General features: G+C 69.2%; 17 protein-coding genes, 1 pseudogene and 1 riboswitch. Of the genes and pseudogenes, 11 read left to right on the forward strand and 7 right to left on the reverse strand.

Features of this window, described 5'->3' with window-relative positions; genetic code table 11:
- The 3 genes from AC1DW3_RS12205 to AC1DW3_RS12215 all read left to right on the forward strand — a co-directional run.
- Positions 1 to 813: MORN repeat-containing protein (locus tag AC1DW3_RS12205; RefSeq protein WP_477931579.1), on the forward strand; the 813-nt coding region annotated here is incomplete at its 5' end.
- Between the two features lie 51 nt (positions 814 to 864).
- On the forward strand, positions 865 to 1053 hold the full coding sequence (locus AC1DW3_RS12210) for a hypothetical protein (RefSeq protein ID WP_477931580.1): 189 nt from the start codon (positions 865 to 867) through the stop codon (positions 1051 to 1053).
- Between the two features lie 184 nt (positions 1054 to 1237).
- Positions 1238 to 3163 (forward strand): M61 family metallopeptidase, encoded by a 1926-nt coding sequence (locus tag AC1DW3_RS12215; RefSeq protein ID WP_477931581.1) that lies wholly within the window; start codon positions 1238 to 1240, stop codon positions 3161 to 3163.
- A 6-nt stretch (positions 3164 to 3169) separates the two neighbouring features.
- Here AC1DW3_RS12215 and metW read toward each other — a convergent pair whose 3' ends face one another.
- The 3 genes from metW to AC1DW3_RS12230 form a co-directional block, all read right to left on the reverse strand.
- Entirely contained in the window at positions 3170 to 3745 is a 576-nt protein-coding gene (gene metW / locus AC1DW3_RS12220) for a methionine biosynthesis protein MetW (protein WP_477931582.1), read from the reverse strand.
- A complete protein-coding gene (metX, locus tag AC1DW3_RS12225) occupies positions 3742 to 4923 on the reverse strand; it encodes a homoserine O-succinyltransferase MetX (protein ID WP_477931583.1) in 1182 nt (393 codons plus the stop codon). The genes metW and metX overlap by 4 nt, the downstream gene beginning before the upstream one ends.
- Before the next feature lie 46 nt (positions 4924 to 4969).
- Positions 4970 to 5045: riboswitch (SAM riboswitch) on the reverse strand.
- 3 nt (positions 5046 to 5048) lie between these two features.
- On the reverse strand, positions 5049 to 6620 hold the full coding sequence (locus AC1DW3_RS12230; RefSeq protein WP_477931584.1) for a methyl-accepting chemotaxis protein: 1572 nt from the start codon (positions 6618 to 6620) through the stop codon (positions 5049 to 5051).
- 129 nt (positions 6621 to 6749) lie between these two features.
- On the opposite strand from AC1DW3_RS12230, the gene AC1DW3_RS12235 reads away from it, so the two are divergent.
- The 4 genes and pseudogenes from AC1DW3_RS12235 (at position 6750) to AC1DW3_RS12250 (ending at position 10438) form a co-directional block, all read left to right on the forward strand.
- Positions 6750 to 7379, forward strand: a complete 630-nt coding sequence (locus AC1DW3_RS12235) for a TetR/AcrR family transcriptional regulator (protein WP_477931585.1) — start codon at positions 6750 to 6752, stop codon at positions 7377 to 7379.
- Positions 7380 to 7390: 11 nt separating this feature from the next.
- Entirely contained in the window at positions 7391 to 8332 is a 942-nt protein-coding gene (locus tag AC1DW3_RS12240) for an HlyD family secretion protein (protein ID WP_477931586.1), read from the forward strand.
- Positions 8329 to 9003: pseudogene (gene ccmA, locus AC1DW3_RS12245) on the forward strand (heme ABC exporter ATP-binding protein CcmA); the annotation flags it as partial. The gene AC1DW3_RS12240 and the pseudogene ccmA, both read left to right, overlap by 4 nt.
- Positions 9004 to 9310: 307 nt before the next feature.
- On the forward strand, positions 9311 to 10438 hold the full coding sequence (locus AC1DW3_RS12250; protein ID WP_477931587.1) for an ABC transporter permease: 1128 nt from the start codon (positions 9311 to 9313) through the stop codon (positions 10436 to 10438).
- Between the two features lies 1 nt (position 10439).
- On the opposite strand, the gene AC1DW3_RS12255 is transcribed toward AC1DW3_RS12250, so the two are convergent.
- A complete protein-coding gene (locus AC1DW3_RS12255; RefSeq protein ID WP_477931588.1) occupies positions 10440 to 11066 on the reverse strand; it encodes a glutathione S-transferase family protein in 627 nt (208 codons plus the stop codon).
- 121 nt (positions 11067 to 11187) lie between these two features.
- Here AC1DW3_RS12255 and AC1DW3_RS12260 point away from each other — a divergent pair, with 121 nt between their 5' ends.
- Complete coding sequence (locus AC1DW3_RS12260; protein ID WP_477931589.1) at positions 11188 to 11823, forward strand: DUF6515 family protein; 636 nt, start codon at positions 11188 to 11190, stop codon at positions 11821 to 11823.
- Positions 11824 to 11973: 150 nt separating this feature from the next.
- On the opposite strand, the gene AC1DW3_RS12265 is transcribed toward AC1DW3_RS12260, so the two are convergent.
- Positions 11974 to 12954 (reverse strand): XdhC family protein, encoded by a 981-nt coding sequence (locus AC1DW3_RS12265; protein WP_477931590.1) that lies wholly within the window; start codon positions 12952 to 12954, stop codon positions 11974 to 11976.
- Between the two features lie 99 nt (positions 12955 to 13053).
- On the opposite strand from AC1DW3_RS12265, the gene AC1DW3_RS12270 reads away from it, so the two are divergent.
- The 3 genes from AC1DW3_RS12270 to AC1DW3_RS12280 are packed head-to-tail and all read left to right on the forward strand — an operon-like array spanning position 13054 to position 16667.
- Positions 13054 to 13524, forward strand: a complete 471-nt coding sequence (locus AC1DW3_RS12270) for a (2Fe-2S)-binding protein (RefSeq protein ID WP_477931591.1) — start codon at positions 13054 to 13056, stop codon at positions 13522 to 13524.
- Position 13525: 1 nt separating this feature from the next.
- Entirely contained in the window at positions 13526 to 15883 is a 2358-nt protein-coding gene (locus tag AC1DW3_RS12275) for a xanthine dehydrogenase family protein molybdopterin-binding subunit (protein ID WP_477931592.1), read from the forward strand.
- A 13-nt stretch (positions 15884 to 15896) separates the two neighbouring features.
- Entirely contained in the window at positions 15897 to 16667 is a 771-nt protein-coding gene (locus tag AC1DW3_RS12280; RefSeq protein ID WP_477931593.1) for an FAD binding domain-containing protein, read from the forward strand.
- On the opposite strand, the gene yidD is transcribed toward AC1DW3_RS12280, so the two are convergent.
- Together yidD and AC1DW3_RS12290 are read right to left on the reverse strand one after the other, a co-directional pair.
- Entirely contained in the window at positions 16668 to 17063 is a 396-nt protein-coding gene (yidD, locus tag AC1DW3_RS12285) for a membrane protein insertion efficiency factor YidD (protein ID WP_477931594.1), read from the reverse strand.
- Positions 17063 to 17731, reverse strand: coding sequence for an alpha/beta hydrolase family protein (locus tag AC1DW3_RS12290; RefSeq protein ID WP_477931595.1), 669 nt, complete (start codon positions 17729 to 17731; stop codon positions 17063 to 17065). Before AC1DW3_RS12290 ends, yidD begins: the two co-directional genes overlap by 1 nt.
- Between the last annotated feature and the right edge of the window lie 25 nt (positions 17732 to 17756).

Raw genomic sequence — 17756 nt, forward strand, 5'->3', positions numbered from 1 at the left:
CCGCCGCGCCAGGCGGCCACGCCGACCACGCCGCCGGCGCAGGCCGCTGCTGCCGTGCCGGTGCCTGCACCCGCACCCGAGCCCAAGCTCTTCGACCGCACCGCCGGCGACACGCGCTATGTCGGCCAGTTCGTCCGCAATGACGACGACACCGTCAGCGGCACCGGCCGCGTCGAATGGAAGAACGGCGATGTCTACGAAGGCCCGTTGCTGCGCAGCCAGCGCCAGGGCGTCGGCGAGATCCGCTGGGCCGGCGGCCAACGCTACAGGGGAGACTGGGTGACCGACCGCGCCACCGGCAAGGGCGTCATGAGCTTCGCCAACGGCAACCTGTACGAGGGCACGCTGGTGGACGGCCAGCCCGAAGGCGAAGGCAAGCTCACCTATGCCTCCGGCGACGTCTACACCGGCCAGATCCGCCAGGGCCTGCCGCATGGCCGCGGCAGCTATGCCTGGATCAGCGGCCAGCGCTTCGAGGGCGACTGGGTCAACGACAAGCCCCAGGGCCAGGGCAAGATGCGCTTCGCCAACGGCAACCAGTACGAGGGCCAGATGGCGGCCGGCCTGCCCCAGGGCAGCGGCCGCATGGTCTTTCCCAACGGCGACGTCTACGAAGGCCAGTTCGAGGCCGGCAAGGCCCACGGCCAGGGCAAATATGCCTGGAAGAGCGGCGAACGCTACGACGGCGCGTGGGCGCGCGGCCTCAAGCACGGCCAGGGCGTCTTCCACTGGCCCAGCGGCGACCGCTGGGAGGGTGTGTTCAAGGATGACGAACGCACCGACGACGGTGTCGTCGTCCGCAAAGGCAGCTGACTGAAGGCTGGCTCCGCTACGCTCACCCCATCTAATTTTTGGAGCTCCACGATGAAAGCCCTGCTCACCGCCCTCGTCACCGCCATCGCCATCGCCGCCCCGGCCGCCGAGGCCCGCGTGGCCCCGCACCACAAGACCAGCCAGGTCAGCAGCGGCGTGCACGCCAAGACCGCCGCCAAGAAGACCGCCAAGGCCAAGCACAAGAAGGCCGCCAAGAAGGGCCACAAGAAGTCGGCCTGATCACGGCCTGACGACGCGCGCGCCGGGAGGGCGCGCGCCACCTCCGCCCGAGGCGAGCCTTTGCATCCGCGCCGTCGCGCCGCGCGATGTCCGGTTCGCCCGCCGCTCTCCGTCTGAATCAGCAGGACGAGGTTCAGGGCAGCGTCGCCGCCCGCCTCTTCGTCTGCCAAGGGGAGCGGAGCGCATGTCAAACCAGGTTTCCAAATGGTCGGCCGGCTGGCTGGCGGCACTGCTGGGCGCCCTCATCGCCTGGACCGGCCCGGGCACGGCAAGCGCCGCGACCGACGACACCTCGCCCCGGCCCGCCATGACCGTTCGCGTCGATGCCAGCAACACGGCGCAATGGATCTTCCAGGTCCACGCCACCATCCCGGCCACGCCGGGGCCGCTGCGCCTGCTCTACCCGCGCTGGCTTCCCGGCCATCACGGCCCGGTGGGCGACGTCGCCCAGCTCGCCGGCCTGACCGTGCGCGTGGGCGGGCAGCGCCTGCTGTGGACGCGTGCGCCCGATGAACTGCAGGGATTCGACGTGCAGGTGCCTGCCGGCGCGCAGGCGGTGGACGTCCACTACCAGTGGCTGGGCCCGAGCAAGGGTGCGCTGAGCGACAGCCTGCTGACGCGCGACGCGCTCGCGCTGACCTGGCCTGCGCTGCTGCTCTATCCCGCCGGCCGGCCGCTTGCCGAGATCGAGGTGGCCAGCCAGGTCAAGCTGCCCGCCGGCTGGCAATGGGGCAGCGCGTTGCGGGCAGCGACGAAGACGGTGGCCGGCGAAGCCTGGGTGGCCTTCCAGACCGAGACGCTGGAGACGCTGCTGGACTCGCCCGTCTACGCAGGCGCCAACTACCGCCGCGTCGAGCTGGACCCGCCCGGCACGGCGCGACCCGCCACGCTGCACCTGTTCCGCAAGCGCGAGGGCGGCACGGCGCCCAGCGACGAGCAGATCGACGCCCACCGCCGCCTGCTGCAGCAGGCCGAGAAGCTGTTCGGCTTCCGACCCTGGCGGCACTACGACCTGCTGCTGGCCGACGGCAAGGGCTTCGGCCATATCGCGCTGGAACACCATGAGTCCAGCGAGAACAGCTACGACGGCAACTACTTCGACGATTGGGCCGCTGCCAGCCGCTCGCGCGACGACCTGGCCCACGAGCTGACGCATGCCTGGAACGGCAAGTTCCGCCGCCCGCTGGGGCTGGAGCAGCGCGACCTGAACTCGCCGACGCGCAACGAACTGCTGTGGGTCTACGAGGGCCTGACGCAGTATTGGGGCCAGGTGCTGGCCGCGCGCAGCGGGCTGGTGACGGTGGAGCAGATGCGCCAGGAACTGGCCTGGGCCGGCGCACGCACGGCGGAGCTGCCCGGCCGCCAGTGGCGCGATCTGCAGGACACGACGAACTCGCCCGCGCTGGCCTCGGACGGCACGCAGAAGTGGTGGGACTGGACGCGCGGCTACGACTACTACTGGGACGCGGCGCTGCTGATCTGGCTGGACGCCGACACGCTGATCCGCGAGCGCAGCGGCGGCCAGCGCTCGCTGGACGACTTTGCACGGCGCTTCCTTGTCGGCCAGGATGGCGACAAGGGTCCCAGCCTCTACGGCTTCGACGATGTCGTGGCGGCCCTGAATGCCGTGCAGCCGCTGGACTGGCGCGCCTTCCTGCGCGCGCGGCTGGACCATCGCCTGCCGGCGACGACGCTCGACGGCCTCGCGCGCAGCGGCTGGGCTGTCGGCTTTGTCGACCAGCGCACGCCGTTGCAGCTCGCTTCACTGAGCGCCAAGAAGCCGGTGTTCTCAATGCGCTACTCGGCAGGCCTGAGCGTGGATGCCGACGGCGGCGTGGCCGCCGTCAACTGGGCCTCACCCGCCTTCGACGCCGGGCTGGCGCCCGACGACAAGCTGCTGGCCGTTCAAGGCATGGCCTACACGCCGGAGCGCGCCGAAGCCGCGTTGAAGGCCAACCGCGGCGGTGACAAGCCCCTGCAGCTGCTGATCCGCCGCGACGACGAGTTCCGCACCGTCACACTGGACGTGCGTACCGGCCCGCGTCACCCGGTGCTGGAGCGTGTGGAGGGACGGCCGGATCTGCTCGAAGCCATCTTCAAGCCGCGGTAAGGGGGATCACTCTCTTTCGAATTTGAAGACCGCCACGCTGGCCATCAGGTTCGGCATCGAGCGCACCACACCCCCATCCTGCAGGCCGAAGCTGTCCAGGATCTTGAGCCGGTTCTTGCGCGCCAGCACGCCGAAGTCGGCAAAGGTACCGACGCGGATATTGGGCGTGTCGTACCACTCGTAGGGCAGGGCTCGCGTCACCGGCATGCGGCCGAACAGCACCTGCAGCCGGTTGGGCCAGTGGGCGAAGTTGGGGAAGCTGACGATGCCGATCTTGCCGACGCGCGCCGTCTCCTTCAGCATGGCCTCGGCATTGCGCAGGTTCTGCAGCGTCTCCAACTGCAGCACGACGTCGAAGCTCTGGTCCTCGAAGATGGCCAGGCCTTCTTCCAGGTTGCGCTGGATGACATTGACGCCGCGCTTCACGCAGGCCAGCAGGTTGGCGTCGTCCAGCTCCACGCCGTAGCCGCTGCAGCCCTTGTGCTTGATGAGGTGCTCGAGCAGCTCGCCGGTGCCGCAGCCCAGGTCGAGCACGCGCGAGCCGGGCGGCACGAGGGCCGCGATGGCCGGGTCGAAGCTCATACCGCCACCCCCTTCAGCTGCAGGCCGGCGGGCCGCTCCAGGCTCGTGGCAACGCGTTCGAAATAGGCCCTCAGCACGCCGTGATAGCGCGGGTCATCGAGCAGGAAGGCGTCGTGGCCATGCGGCGCGTCGATCTCGGCATAGGTCACGTCCAGCCGGTTGTCGAGCAAGGCCTTGACGATCTCGCGCGAGCGGTCGGGCGAGAAGCGCCAGTCGGTCGTGAAGCTGGCGATGAGGAATTTGGCCCGCGCCGTGGCGAAGGCCAGGCTCAGGTCGCCGCCATGCTCGGACGCCGGGTCGAAGTAGTCCAGCGCGCGCGTGATGAGCAGATAGGTGTTGGCGTCGAAGTAGTCGCTGAACTTGTCGCCCTGGTAGCGCAGATAGCTCTCGATCTGGAACTCGATCTCCTGCGTCGAATAGCCCAAGGCACCGTCCTTGCCGCCCTTGAGCTCGCGGCCGAACTTCTCGGCCATCACGTCGTCGCTCAGATAGGTGATGTGGCCGATCATGCGCGCCACGCGCAGGCCGCGCTTGGGCACGACGCCATGGGCATAGAAATGGCCGCCGTGGAAGTCGGGGTCGGTGACGATCGCGCGCCGCGCCACCTCGTTGAAGGCGATGTTCTGCGCCGACAGATTGGGCGCCGTCGCGATGGCGATGCAATGGGCCACGCGCTCGGGGTAGCGCAGCGCCCAGTCCAGCGCCTGCATGCCGCCGAGCGAGCCGCCGAGCACGGCCGCGAGCTTCAGGATGCCGAAGCGCTCGACGAGACGCGCCTGCGCATCGACCCAGTCCTGCACGGTGACGACGGGGAAGTCCGCCCCCCAGGCTTGGCCCGTCGCCGGGTTGATGTGCATGGGGCCGGTGGAGCCGAAGCAGGAGCCGAGGTTGTTGACGCCGATGACGAAGAACTTGTCGGTGTCCAGCGGCTTGCCCGGGCCGATGAGGTTGTCCCACCAACCTTCGCTCCTGGCCTCGCCGGCGTGGGTACCGGCCACATGGTGGCTGGCATTCAGCGCATGGCAGACCAGCACCGCATTGCTGCGCTCGGCATTGAGCTGGCCATAGGTCTCGACCATCAGGTCGTAGGCCGGCAGGCTGGCCCCACTGCGCAGCGGCAGTGGTTCGTCGAAATGAAAACTCTGCGGCGACACGTCACCGACGCTACGGCCCGTCATGGCCTTACTCCAGAAAAACAAAACCCGGCGGCCACTTGCGGGACGCCGGTTGATCTCGGAGCCCTGTTTAGCGGCATTTATTGAGCGCCCGCAATCCGGAACAAATCGGCGCTATGCGGCGGATTCTAGGCGTTCTCGTCGAGCCTGAACTGCGCCACCGCCCCGGTCAGCAGCTGCAGCTGCTGCTTCAGGCTGTCGGCGGCCGCGGCGGACTCCTCCACCAGCGCCGCGTTCTGCTGCGTCATGTGGTCGAGCTGGCTGACGGCGCCGTTGATCTGACCGATGCGTGAGCTCTGGTCGGCCGCACCCGTGGCCACCTCGCCGATCATGTCGCTGACCTTCTGCACGTTGTCGACGATCTCCTGCATGGTGTGGCCGGCATGCTGGACCAGGCGCGCCCCGGTCTCGGTGCGCTCGACGCTGGCGGCGATCAGCGACTTGATCTCGCGCGCCGCGCCGGCCGAGCGCTGGGCCAGCGCTCTCACCTCGCTGGCGACGACGGCAAAGCCGCGCCCCTGCTCACCCGCGCGCGCCGCCTCGACGGCCGCGTTCAGCGCCAGGATGTTGGTCTGGAAGGCGATGCTGTCGATGAGGCCGACGATGTCGCCGATGCGGCGCGAGCCGTCGTTGATCTGGTCCATGGTCGTGACGACCTCGGCCACCTCCTTGCCGCCGCGGCGCGCGACCTCGGCCGCGCCCTCGGCGAGCTGGCGGGCCTTGCCGGCGGCATCGGCGCCATGGCGCACGCCGCTGGTCAGGTCTTCCATCGAGCTGGTCGTCTGCTGCAGGCTGGACGCCGCCTGCTCGGTGCGCTGGCTCAGGTCCTGGTTGCCCGAGGCAACCTCGCTGCTGGCGGTCTCTATGCTCTGCGCCGAGGTCTTCACCTGCCGGACCAGGTCGCGCAGGCTGGCCTGCATCGCGTCGAGGGCGCGCAGCAGCTCCGAGGCCTCGTCGCGGCCGACGATGCGGATGTCGTTGTTCAGGTCGCCCCCGGCAATCGACTGGGCCAAGCTGCCGGCATAGCGCATCGGGCTGGTGATGGTGGACGAGTTGATCAGCGTCAGCGGCACGACCAGCACCATGACGGCGACCAGCACCGCCAGCGAGCGCCAGCCGATGCGGCCGATCTCGGCGCCGAACTCGGCCTCGGTGGCCTTGGCCTGGGCCTCGATCAACGCGGCGATGGTCTCGACGCGTTTCTCGATCTCGCGCATCGCCGCCTTGGGGCGGTTCAGCATGCGGTCGGCCACCTTGGCGGTGTCGAAGCCGCCCGCCTCGATCTGGTTGAGCACCGGCTGGGCCGCCGTGCGGTAGTCCTGCAGGAACTTCAGCGCCTCGGCGGCGGCCGCCTTGTTCTCTGCCTGCTTGCCTTCCTGCAGGCCCTGCAGAGGCTGGGTCAGGCGCTGCGCCGCGGCATCCCAGCGCTGGCGGAACTGCTTGACCTGCTCGGGCTCCTCATAAGCGATGACCATTTGCTTCTCCTCCAGCCGCACATCGGCCAGGGCCTGGCGGATGGCAGCGAGGTGGCGCAGGTCCTGCATCGCATGCGTCGTGACGTCGACATTGAGCGCCATCAGCTGGCGGCCGCCCATCAGGCCGGTCAGGCCCAGGGCCGCGAACATCAGCAGCACCAGCACGATGGCCCCGTGCATGCGGGTGCGGATGGTGAAGCTGCGCATCCAGGTGGCGAGGTCCATGGGCATGTCTCCTAGCTGGGCCGTCAGGGCGCGGCCTCGTTGCCTGCATGCTAGTGAAGCGGCCGGTGATGGCAAGCGACCTTTTGCCGCAACTTGCCGTTACTGAACACTTGACCAATAATTGCCGGCATGCCCCGCCCCAGCCAGGACCAGGACCAGGCCTTGCTCGCCGCCGGCGCCGCCCTCTACCCGGCACTCGGCTGCGCGGGCCTGTCGGTGCGCCGCGTGGCCGAGGCCGCCGGCGTCAACCCGGCCATGGTGCATTACCACTTCGGCAGCAAGGACGCCTTCCTGCGCGCCCTGCTGCAGCAGCACTACGAGGAGATGTTCGGCGCCTTGTCACTGAACAGCCAGGGTGAGGCCGACGTCATGGAGCGCCTGGCCGTCGCCCTGCTGGGCGTGGCGCGCTTTGTGCGCGAGCACCGGCCGCTGATTGCCCGCGTCTGGGCCGATGCCCAGGGTGGCCAGGCGGTGGCCCAGGACTTCCTGCGCACGAATGCGCCGCGCCACCTGGCCGTGCTGCTGGCCCTGCTGCAGGAAGCCGAAGCCCTCGGCCGGCTGCCGCAGCAGCCGCTGCTGACGCGCTTCTCGTTCCTGATGGGCGCCGTCATTGCGCCGCTGATCCTGGTTGGCGGCATGAAGGCCATAGCCGCCGTGCCGCCCGCCTTGCTGGCCGCGGTGGACGACGAAGTGCTGTCTGACGCGGCGCTGCAGCGCCGCATCGAATGGGCCTTGCTGGGCCTGGCAGGTGGTGTGTGATGGAGATGCCGATGAGAGTTGYGTTGTGGATGATCCCCTGCCTGCTGGCCGGCTGCGGTGACAAGCCCCCCGAGGGTTGGACGGGCTATGCCGAGGCCGAGCTGGTCTATATCGCACCGCCGGTGGCCGGGCGACTGACGACGCTGGCCGTGCGCTCCGGCGAGGCGGTCACCACCGGCCAGGCACTGTTCGAGCTGGACGCGACGCCCGAGGTCGCCGCCGACGCGGAGGCCAGCGCACGCGCGAGAAGCGCCCAGGCCCAGGCGCAGGACGCCGACAAGGGCCGGCGCCTGCCCGAGCTGGCCATCACCAAGGCCCAGCTCGACCAGGCCCGCGCCGCCGAGCGCCTGGCCAGCATCGACCTGACGCGCCAGCAGGAGCTGCGGGCCCAGGGCTTCGTCGCCCAGGCCCGCGTGGATGACGCCGCCACCGTGCTGGCCCAGGCCCGCGCCCGCGTGATGGAACTGGATGCCGCGCTGCAGGTCGGCCGCCTGCCCGCGCGCGACGACGAGCGCAACGCCGCCCGCGCCCTCGCGCAGGCGGCCGAGAGCGGCCGCGCGCAGACGGCCTGGCGCGTCGAGCAAAAGCGCCAGAGCGCACCCATGCCGGCCCGCGTGCAGGACGTCTTCATGCGGCCCGGCGAATGGGTAGGGGCCGGACAGCCGGTGCTGGCCCTGCTGCCGCCGGCCAACCGCAAGGCACGCTTCTATGTGCCGCAGTCGGTGGTCGGCTCGCTGAAGCTGGATACGCCGGTCAACCTGCACTGCGACGGCTGCGGCGCGGCCATTCCCGCGCGCATCAGCTTCATCGCGGCCGGCCCGGAATACACGCCGCCGGTCATCTACTCCAACCAGCAGCGCGACAAGCTGGTGTTTCTCGTCGAAGCGCGGCCGGTGAAGGCGGAGGATGCGGAGAGGCTGCATCCGGGGCAGCCCTTGGATGTCACGCAATGACAGAGCTTGCGATCGACGTCCGGGGCCTGAGCAAGTCCTACGGCGGCCGCAAGGTCGTGGACGGCGTCGACATGCAGGTCGCCACCGGCCGCATCGTCGGCTTCCTCGGCCCCAACGGCAGCGGCAAGACGACGTCGCTGCGCATGCTCTGCGGCCTGCTGACGCCCGATGCCGGCGAGGGCAAGGTGCTGGGCCTGGACTTCCGCCGCCAGGCACCCGAGGTCAAGCGCCAGGTCGGCTATATGACGCAGAAGTTCGGTCTCTACGAAGACCTGTCCATCCGCGAGAACCTGGACTTCATCGCGCGCCTGTTCTCGATGGAGAACCGCCGGCAGGCCGTCGATGGCGCGCTGGAGCGCCTGGGGCTGAAGAGCCGCGAGAAACAGCTCGCCGGCGCGCTGTCCGGTGGCTGGAAGCAGCGCCTGGCCCTGGCCGCCTGCCTGCTGCACAAACCCCGGCTGCTGCTGCTGGATGAGCCCACCGCCGGCGTCGATCCCAAGGCGCGGCGCGAGTTCTGGGACCAGATCCACCAGCTCGCGCAGGAGGGCATCACCGTCCTCGTTTCCACGCACTACATGGACGAGGCCGAGCGCTGCGACGAGCTGGTCTATATCGCCTATGGCCGTGTGCTGGCACGCGGCACGGCGGCGTCCATCGTGAAGGAGGCGGGCGCCAGCGATCTCGAAGACGCCTTCGTCAAACTCGTCGGCCAGGCCACCGACAACTTCGCGGAAGCCAGGGCCTAAGTCCGGCGGTTGACCGCTCCCTACTCATCGAAAGTCATGTTCCATCAAAACCTTGCGGCATTGACCGCCTTCACCACTTCGTTGTCCACCGCTGCGCGCCCGCTGGTCTGGCGCTTCGGGCCGCCCGCTGCGTTGCTCCTCCTCGTGGGCACAAGCCCACTTCGTCGTCGCGCCTTGCTGGCAACCCGCTTCGCCAGTCCCTCGGGCGCGCCCAACCACCGGATTTAGGCCGATGCAAGCCCTGGCCCGCATGTTCGCCATCGCGCTGAAGGAAGTGCAGCAGATGCTGCGCGACAAGCTGACCTTCGCGATGGCCGTCGGCGTGCCCATCATGCAGCTGGTGCTGTTCGGCTATGCCATCAACACCGACCCCAAGGGCCTGCCCACGGCCATCGTGTCGCAGGACGCGAGCCCGATGGCGCGCAGCCTGGTGGCCGCGCTGCAGACGAGTGGCTATTTCCATGTCGTCGAGAGCGGCATCGCGGAGTCGCGCGGCGACGCGCTGCTGCAGAACGGCGACATCCAGTTCCTCGTCGTCGTGCCCGACGACTTCGGCGCCCGCGTCGTGCGCGGCGAGAAGCCCGCCGTGCTGATCGCGGCTGACGCCACCGACCCATCCGCCGGCGGCAATGCCATGGCCGCGCTGAGCCAGCTGGGTCAGACGGCGCTGAACCGCGACCTGCGCGGCGCGCTGGCCTCACGGGCGCCTCAAGGGCTGCCCTTCGAGGTGCGCATCCAGCGCCGCTACAACCCGGAAGGCCTGTCCCGCTACAACATCGTGCCCGGCCTGGTCGGCACCATCCTGACGATGACCATGGTCATGCTGACGGCGCTGGCGATGACGCGCGAACGCGAGCGCGGCACGATGGAGAACCTGCTGGCCACGCCGGTGCGGCCCTTCGAGGTGATGGCCGGCAAGATCCTGCCCTATGTCGTGTTGGGCTATGTGCAGTTGGGCGTCATCCTCGGCGCCGCCTTTGCGCTGTTCAACGTGCCCATGGTGGGCAGCGTGAGCTTGCTGCTGGCCATGATCGGCGTCTTCATGCTGGCCAATCTCGGTGTCGGCTTCACCTTCTCGACGCTGGCCAAGAACCAGCTCCAGGCCCTGCAGCTGACCTTCTTCTTCTTTCTGCCGTCCATGCTGCTGTCGGGCTTCATGTTCCCTTTTCGCGGCATGCCGCAATGGGCGCAATATCTGGGCGAGGTGCTGCCGCTGACGCATTTCCTGCGTATCGTGCGCGGCGTCATGCTCAAGGGCTCGGGTGCGGCGGAGCTGCTGCCGGAGGTCTGGCCGATGCTGGCCTTCCTGGCTGTCGCCGGCAGCGTGGCCTTGCTGCGCTACCGGCGAACGCTGGACTGACTCAGAAAACGGGATCCGGCAGCTTTTCCTTGGCCACGACGCGCTGCGTCGCCGGCCGGTCGAAGACGCGCTTCAGATAGGCGCCCAGGGCCGGCCGCGTCTTGGCCGGGTTGGCCTGCATGCGCGTCCAGCGGCACAGCATGAAAGCCAGCGCGTCGACGGCGGTGTACTGCTCGCCGAGGAACCAGTCACCGCCATGGCGGGCCAGTTCGGCCTCCATCTGGTCCAGCATCGGCGCGATCTGCGCCTCGGCGCGCGCCTTGACCTCGTCGGCGTTGGCGGCCATGCGGTCCGGGTAGAAGTAGTGGATCAACATGGCCTGCAGGGTGTTGGTCAGCCAGACCATCCACTTGTAATACTGGGCCCGCTCGGCGCTGCCGGGCGCCGGTGCAAAACCGGGGTGGCAGTCGGCCAGATGCATCAGGATGGCGGCCGTTTCGTACAGCACCAGGTCACCGTCGAGCAGCACCGGGATCACGCCGTTCGGATTCAGCTTCAGATAGGCCGGCGACTTGTGCTCGTTGTTGGCCCGGTCCACCTGGCGCAGCGTGTAGGGGATGCCCATCTCCTCGAGCAGGATGTGGGGGGCGAAGCTGGCGTTGCTGGGGTAGTAAAGCAGTTCGATCATGGCGGCGACAGGCTGTGGACAGGAGGAGGCGCTGAACTTTACGTGGCCGCAACGCCCCCGCAGTGCACCCACGCGAGGCTGCTGGCGTTGGCAATCCACCCCTGACTTCGGGTTGAAGACGATGAAGACTTCCCTGCTCCACTCCACCGCCGCGGCCGCACTCGCGCTGTGCGCCGCCTTCTCAGCCCCATCCGCCCATGCCGACGTGCGCGTCCGCGCCAACATCGGCATGGTGTTCGACAACCGCTACCACCACGACCACTACTACCCGGCCCCGGGCTATGTCGCGCCCCATGTGCCCTATGGCGCCGTCGTCGTCGGTGCCGGCCCGGGCCGCTACTGGTTCCACGGCGGCGTCTGGTACCAGCCCTACGGCCCGCGCTACCGCGTCGTGCTGCCGCCCGTCGGCATCGTCATCCCGCTGCTGCCGCCGGCCTATGTGACGCTGACGCTGGGCGGCCTGCCCTATTACTACGCCAACGGCGTCTACTACCGGGCCGTGCCCGAGGGCTATGCCGTCGTCACGCCGCCGCCCGAGGCCGCCACGGCCCAGGTCATGCCCGCTCCGGCGCCCCCGGCGCCCAGGGCCGAGCCCATCATCTACCCCCGCAACGGCCAGTCGACCGAACAGCTGGAGAACGACCGCCGCGACTGCAACCGCTGGGCGACGACCCAGCCGAATGCGCAGGCCGACAGCAGCGTGTTCAATCGCGCGGTGGAAGCTTGTATGGACGGCCGCGGCTACACGATGAAATAGAAGCCCCTCGTCCGGTCGCGCCTCGCTGCACGCGGGCGAGCCCAGTCGGTCCCCCGAGGGGACGGCGATGCTTGCCGGATTGACCGGCAAGCACATCGCCAGAGCGGGCCGGCTCGGGAGCGGCCCAGCGCTCGGCCCGAAATACCCGACTCAAACGATACAGCCGGCCTCAGGACGAGCGCCGGCCGCGCGGTAGCGCACCGCTGTCATCTCGGCCAGGATGCTCAGCGCAATCTCCGGCGGTGTGCGTGCGCCGATGTCCAGGCCCACCGGGCCGTGCAGGCGGTCCAGCTCCGCCTCGGTCAGCCCGAAGTGTTCTCCCAGCCGTGCGCGGCGCTTGGCCTGGTTGACACGCGAGCCGATGGCGCCGACGTAGAACGCCGCGCCCTTCAAGGCCTCCATCAGCGCGAGGTCGTCGAGCTTGGGGTCGTGCGTCAGCGCGACGATGGCCGTGGCGCCGTCGGGCTTGAAGGCGATGACGACGTCGTCGGGCATGTCGCGCGTCAGCGTGACGCCGGCGAGCGCAAAACCGTCGGCGTACTCGGCACGCGGGTCGCAGACGGTCACGCCGTAGCCCAGGGCCAGCGCCATCTGGGCGAGGTAGTCGGTCATCTGACCGGCGCCGATGACGAGCAGGCGCCATTGCGGGCCATGGTGGCTGATGAGCTGGCTGTCATTCAAGCTCAGCGTGTCGGCGCCCGGCTCGGCATCGGCCAGCGTCGCGCTTCCGGTGGTCAGGTCCAGCGTGCGGCGTACGCGCTCGCCGCGCTCCAGCCGCACCAGCAATTCGTCCAGGCCCGACTGCGGCCCCAACGGCTCCAGCATCAGCTCCAGCGTGCCGCCGCAGGGCAGGCCGAAGCGGCGCGCCTCCTCGGCCCCAACGCCGTAACGCAGCGGCGTGGGACGCTCGACCGCCAGGCTGCCGGCGCGCAGCTGGGCGACGAGGTCGTCCTCAATGCAGCCACCCGACACCGAGCCTGTAATCAAGCCGTCATCCCGCACGGCGACAAGGGAGCCCACCGGCCGCGGCGCCGAGCCCCAGGTGCGCGTGATCGTGCCCAGCACCACGCTGCGCGACTCGGCACGCCAGCCGGCGGCCGTGCGCAGCACGCTCAGGTCGAGGTTGTCCATCGCTCGCGTATCCCCAGCTTGTATTTCCACTAGGGTAATCGGCAATCACAAGCGCTGCAGGCAGGAACAGCATCGTCCCCAACCTCAAGGAGACAAGCGATGAAGATCCAGCTCACGGTCAATGGCCGTGCGGTCAGACGCGAAGTGACTCCCGACCAGCTGCTGGTGCAGTGGCTGCGCGAAGACCTGGCCCTGACCGGCACCCATGTCGGCTGCGACACCGCCCAGTGCGGCGCCTGCACCATCCACCTCAACGGCCGCGCCGTGAAGGCCTGCAGCATGCTGGCCGTGCAGGCCGATGGCGCCAGCATCACGACCATCGAAGGCCTGGCGGCCAACGACGGCACGCTGCACCCCATGCAGGCAGCCTTCAAGGAGTGTCACGGCCTGCAATGCGGCTTCTGTACACCGGGCATGGTCATGAGCGCCATCGACCTCGTGCAGCACCACGACTGTTCCAGCGAGACCGCCATCCGCGAAGGGCTGGAGGGCAATATCTGCCGCTGCACGGGCTACCAGAACATCGTCCGCGCGGTGCAGTCTGGTGCTCAAGCCATGAAGGGGGTGTGACATGAACTCGCCCAAGGAAGGTTTCATCGGCCAGAGCGTCAAGCGCCGCGAGGACGCGCGCTTCCTGACCGGCCGCGGCCAGTACACCGACGACATCGTGCTACCGAGGCAGACCTATGGCGTCTTCGTGCGCAGCAGCTATGCGCATGCCCGGCTCAAGCGCGTGGACACGGCAGCCGCGAAGGCCGCCGAGGGTGTGCTCGGCGTCTACACCGGCGAACACTTCCGCGATGTCGGCGGCCTGCCCTGCGGCTGGCTGATCAACAGCATCGACGGCACGCCGATGAAGGAGCCCAAGCACCCCATCCTGGCGGACGGCAAGGTGCGCTACGTGGGCGATGCGCTGGCCCTGGTCGTGGCCGAAACACTCGCCGAGGCCAAGGCCGCGGCGGCGCTGGTGGAGGTGGATTACGAAGAGTTGCCCGCCGTCGCCGACACCGCCACCGCGGCCGGCCACGCGGCGTCGGTGCATGACGAAGCCGCCGACAACCGCTGCTACACCTGGGGCTGCGGCGACAAGGCCGCAACCGATGCCGCAATGGCCGCCGCCGCCCACGTCACCAAGCTGAGCTTCCGCAACAACCGCCTCATCCCCAACGCCATCGAGCCGCGCGCCGCCAACGCGAGCTACAGCCCGGCGGACGAGAACTACACGCTCTACGTCTCCAACCAGAACCCGCATGTCGAGCGCCTCTTGATGTGCGCCTTCGTGCTCGGCATTCCCGAGCACCGGCTGCGCGTCGTGGCGCCCGACGTCGGCGGCGGCTTCGGCTCCAAGATCTTCCTGTATGCCGAGGAGACGGCACTGGTCTGGGCCAGCAAGCAGCTGGGCCGGCCGATCAAGTGGACGGCCGAGCGCAGCGAGAGCTTCCTCAGTGACGCCCACGGCCGCGACCATGTGACGACGGCCGAGCTGGCCACCGACAAGGACGGCCGCTTCCTGGCCATGCGTGTGGCCACGACGGCCAACCTCGGCGCCTATCTGTCCACCTTCGCCTCCTGCGTGCCGACCATCCTGTACGCGACGCTGCTGGCCGGCCAGTACAAGACGCCCAGGATCTATGCCGAGGTCACCGGCGTGTTCACCAACACCGCGCCGGTGGACGCCTACCGCGGCGCCGGCCGGCCCGAGGCCACCTATGTCGTCGAGCGCCTCGTCGAGACGGCCGCGCACGAACTCGGCATCGCCCCTGCCGAGATCCGCCGCCGCAACTTCATCAAGGAGTTTCCGTACGCGACACCGGTGGGCCTGACCTATGACACCGGCGATTACGACGCGACGCTGACGCAAGTCGAGCAGCTCGCCGACGTGGCCGGTTACGCGGCGCGCAAGGCGGTCAGCGAGGCCAAAGGGCTCAAGCGCGGCATCGGCTACTCGACCTATATCGAGGCCTGCGGCCTGGCGCCGAGCAACGTCGCCGGCGCCCTGGGCGCCCGCGCCGGCCTGTTCGAGGCCAGCGAGGTGCGCGTGCACCCGACCGGCAAGGTGACCGTCTTCACCGGCAGCCATTCCCATGGCCAGGGCCACGAGACGACCTTTGCGCAGGTCGTCGCCGACCGCCTGGGCATTCCGCTGGAGGATGTGGACATCCAGCATGGCGACACCGGCAAGGTGCTGTTCGGCATGGGCACCTATGGCAGCCGCTCGCTGGCCGTCGGAGGCTCGGCCATCATCAAGGCGCTGGACAAGGTCATCGCCAAGGGCAAGAAGATCGCCGCCCATCTGCTGGAAGCCGGCGAAGGCGACATCGAGTTCAAGGACGGCGAATACCGCATCGCCGGCACCGACCGCGTCATCCCCTTCGCACAGGTCTCGCTGACGGCCTATGTGCCGCACAACTACCCGCTGGACAAGCTGGAGCCCGGCCTCAACGAGAACGCCTTCTACGACCCCAGCAACTTCACCTACCCGGCCGGCAGCTATGTCTGCGAGGTCGAGGTGGACCCGGCCACCGGCGTCGTGCGCATCGACCGCTTCAGCGCGGTGGACGACTTCGGCAACATCGTCAACCCGATGATCGTCGAGGGCCAGGTGCATGGCGGGCTGGCGCAGGGCATCGGCCAGGCGCTGCTGGAGCATGGCGTGTATGACGCCGAAAGCGGCCAGCTGCTGACCGGCAGCTATATGGACTACGCGATGCCACGTGCCGACGACCTGCCCAGCTTCCGGGTGCAGACGGCCAAGGGCACGCCCTGCACGCACAACCCGCTGGGTGTGAAGGGCTGCGGCGAGGCCGGCGCCATCGGCTCGCCGGCGGCGGTGATGAACGCCGTCTGCAACGCCATCGGCGTCAAGGACCTGGCCATGCCGGCAACGCCCTGCACGGTCTGGACGGCGATGCAATCGGCCAAGGCCTGAGGAGACGACCGCCATGAACTACCAAGCCGCATCCTCCCTTGCCGCCGCCCGCCTCGGCGCGGATGACAAATTCCTGGCCGGTGGCCAGTCCCTGCTCGGTGCCATCAAGCTCGGCCTGGCCGCGCCCAGCGGCCTGGTCGACGTGAGACGACTACCCGACCTGCAGGGCATCACGGTCGATGGCAAGAGCGTGCGCATCGGCGCCGCCACGACGCACGCCATGGTGGCCGCGTCGGCCGATGTGCAAAGCGCCATTCCTGCCCTGGCCGACCTGGCCGGCCGCATCGGCGACCGCCAGGTGCGCAACGTCGGCACGCTGGGCGGCAGCCTGGCCAACAACGACCCCGCGGCCTGCTACCCGGCGGCGACGCTAGGCTTGGGGGCAACCATCCACACCAGCAGCCGCCAGATCGCCGCCGACGACTTCTTCCAGGGCCTGTTCACGACCGCCCTGCAGGACGGCGAGCTGATCACCGCCGTCAGCTTCCCGATTCCGAAAGCGGCCGCCTGGCAGAAGTTCAAGCAGCCGGCCTCACGCTTCTCGCTGGTGGGCGTGTTCGTGGCGCGCCTGGACGCCGGCGTGCGCGTGGCTGTCACGGGTGCCGGGCCGGGCGTTTTCCGCTGCAGCGAGCTGGAGACCGCGTTGACGAGGGACTGGAGCCCGGCGGCGGCGCGGGCGGTCAAGGTCAGCGCGGATGGCCTGAACAGCGACCTGCATGGCACGGCGGCCTACCGAGCGGCGCTGATTCCGGAACTGGCAGCGCGGGCTGTCGCGGCTGCCTGATCACGTATCGCGGCGGCTGCCGCGATCGCTGTCGCGCTGCTTCCTGGCGGTCGGCTTGTCCTTGCGCTTGCGATCCGGCCCATCGCAGGCGTCGCAGCCATCACAGACATCACAGCCGTCGCCAGGTCCATCGCAGCCGAGGTCGCAGTCACCGCGTTGCGCCGCCAGCGGCCGTGGCCCAGCAGGATGGAATTGCCGGTGCACCTCGCCACAGCGCCTCATCCGCTGGCGCAGCAGCACACCGCCCGCCAGCAGCCCGTGGCGCCGGATGACCCGCGCGCCCAGCGCCGAGCAGCTCGCCCCACCGGTGTGGGCGCGGTAGGCGCAGCAAAAGCCCTTGTAGGGTGACACATAGCGCTGGTAGACGCCAATCGCGGCCAGGGCCAGCTCGCGCATCAGTCGGCGGGCCTTTCGCTCTCCTGAGCGGCCACCACCGCCTCGCGCCACAGCCTGGCCGGGATGAAGGTGCGCAGCTGCTCCATGGCCTTGTCGATCAGCGCCGGGTGCAGGCCGTGGTCGAGATGGGGCAGCAGGTCGGCCGTCACGTCGGCGCCGAGGTCGACCAGGGACTGGGCCGCGTCGACAAGGTGGCGGTAGTTGAAGCGCTCGTCGGCCAGGCCGTGCAGCAGGTGGATGCAGACATCCTGCGGCGCATGCTCGGGCCGGGCCAGATAGCCGCCGGCAAAGGCCAGCACGCGCCCCACCAGCTCAGGCTCGGCCTGCACGGCTTCCAGGGCCAGCAGCGCGCCGTCGCCGACGCCGGCCAGGGCCACGCGCTGCCAGGGCAGGTCGAGCTTGCGGGCTTGCGTGCGCAGGCGGTCGATCAGCTGCGGCAGGGCCGCATTGACGCCATCGGCTGTGGGCTGGTCGCCCGGCCACCAGCGGCAACGGCCTTCGGCATCGCGCAAGGGCGGGTGCAGGTTCAGCGTGACGGCACGCGGGTATTGCGCATGCAGGGCGGCGGCCAGCGGGGCCAGCGTGTCGGGGCCGTCGGGCGCAATGCCACTGTCGGTCAGCAGGGCGAACAGCAGGTCGGGCGCTGTTTCATCTTGGGGAGAACTCATGCCGGTATTTTCGGTCTTGGCCGCT

It is taken from the genome of Roseateles sp. P2_H4, assembly GCF_056403315.1.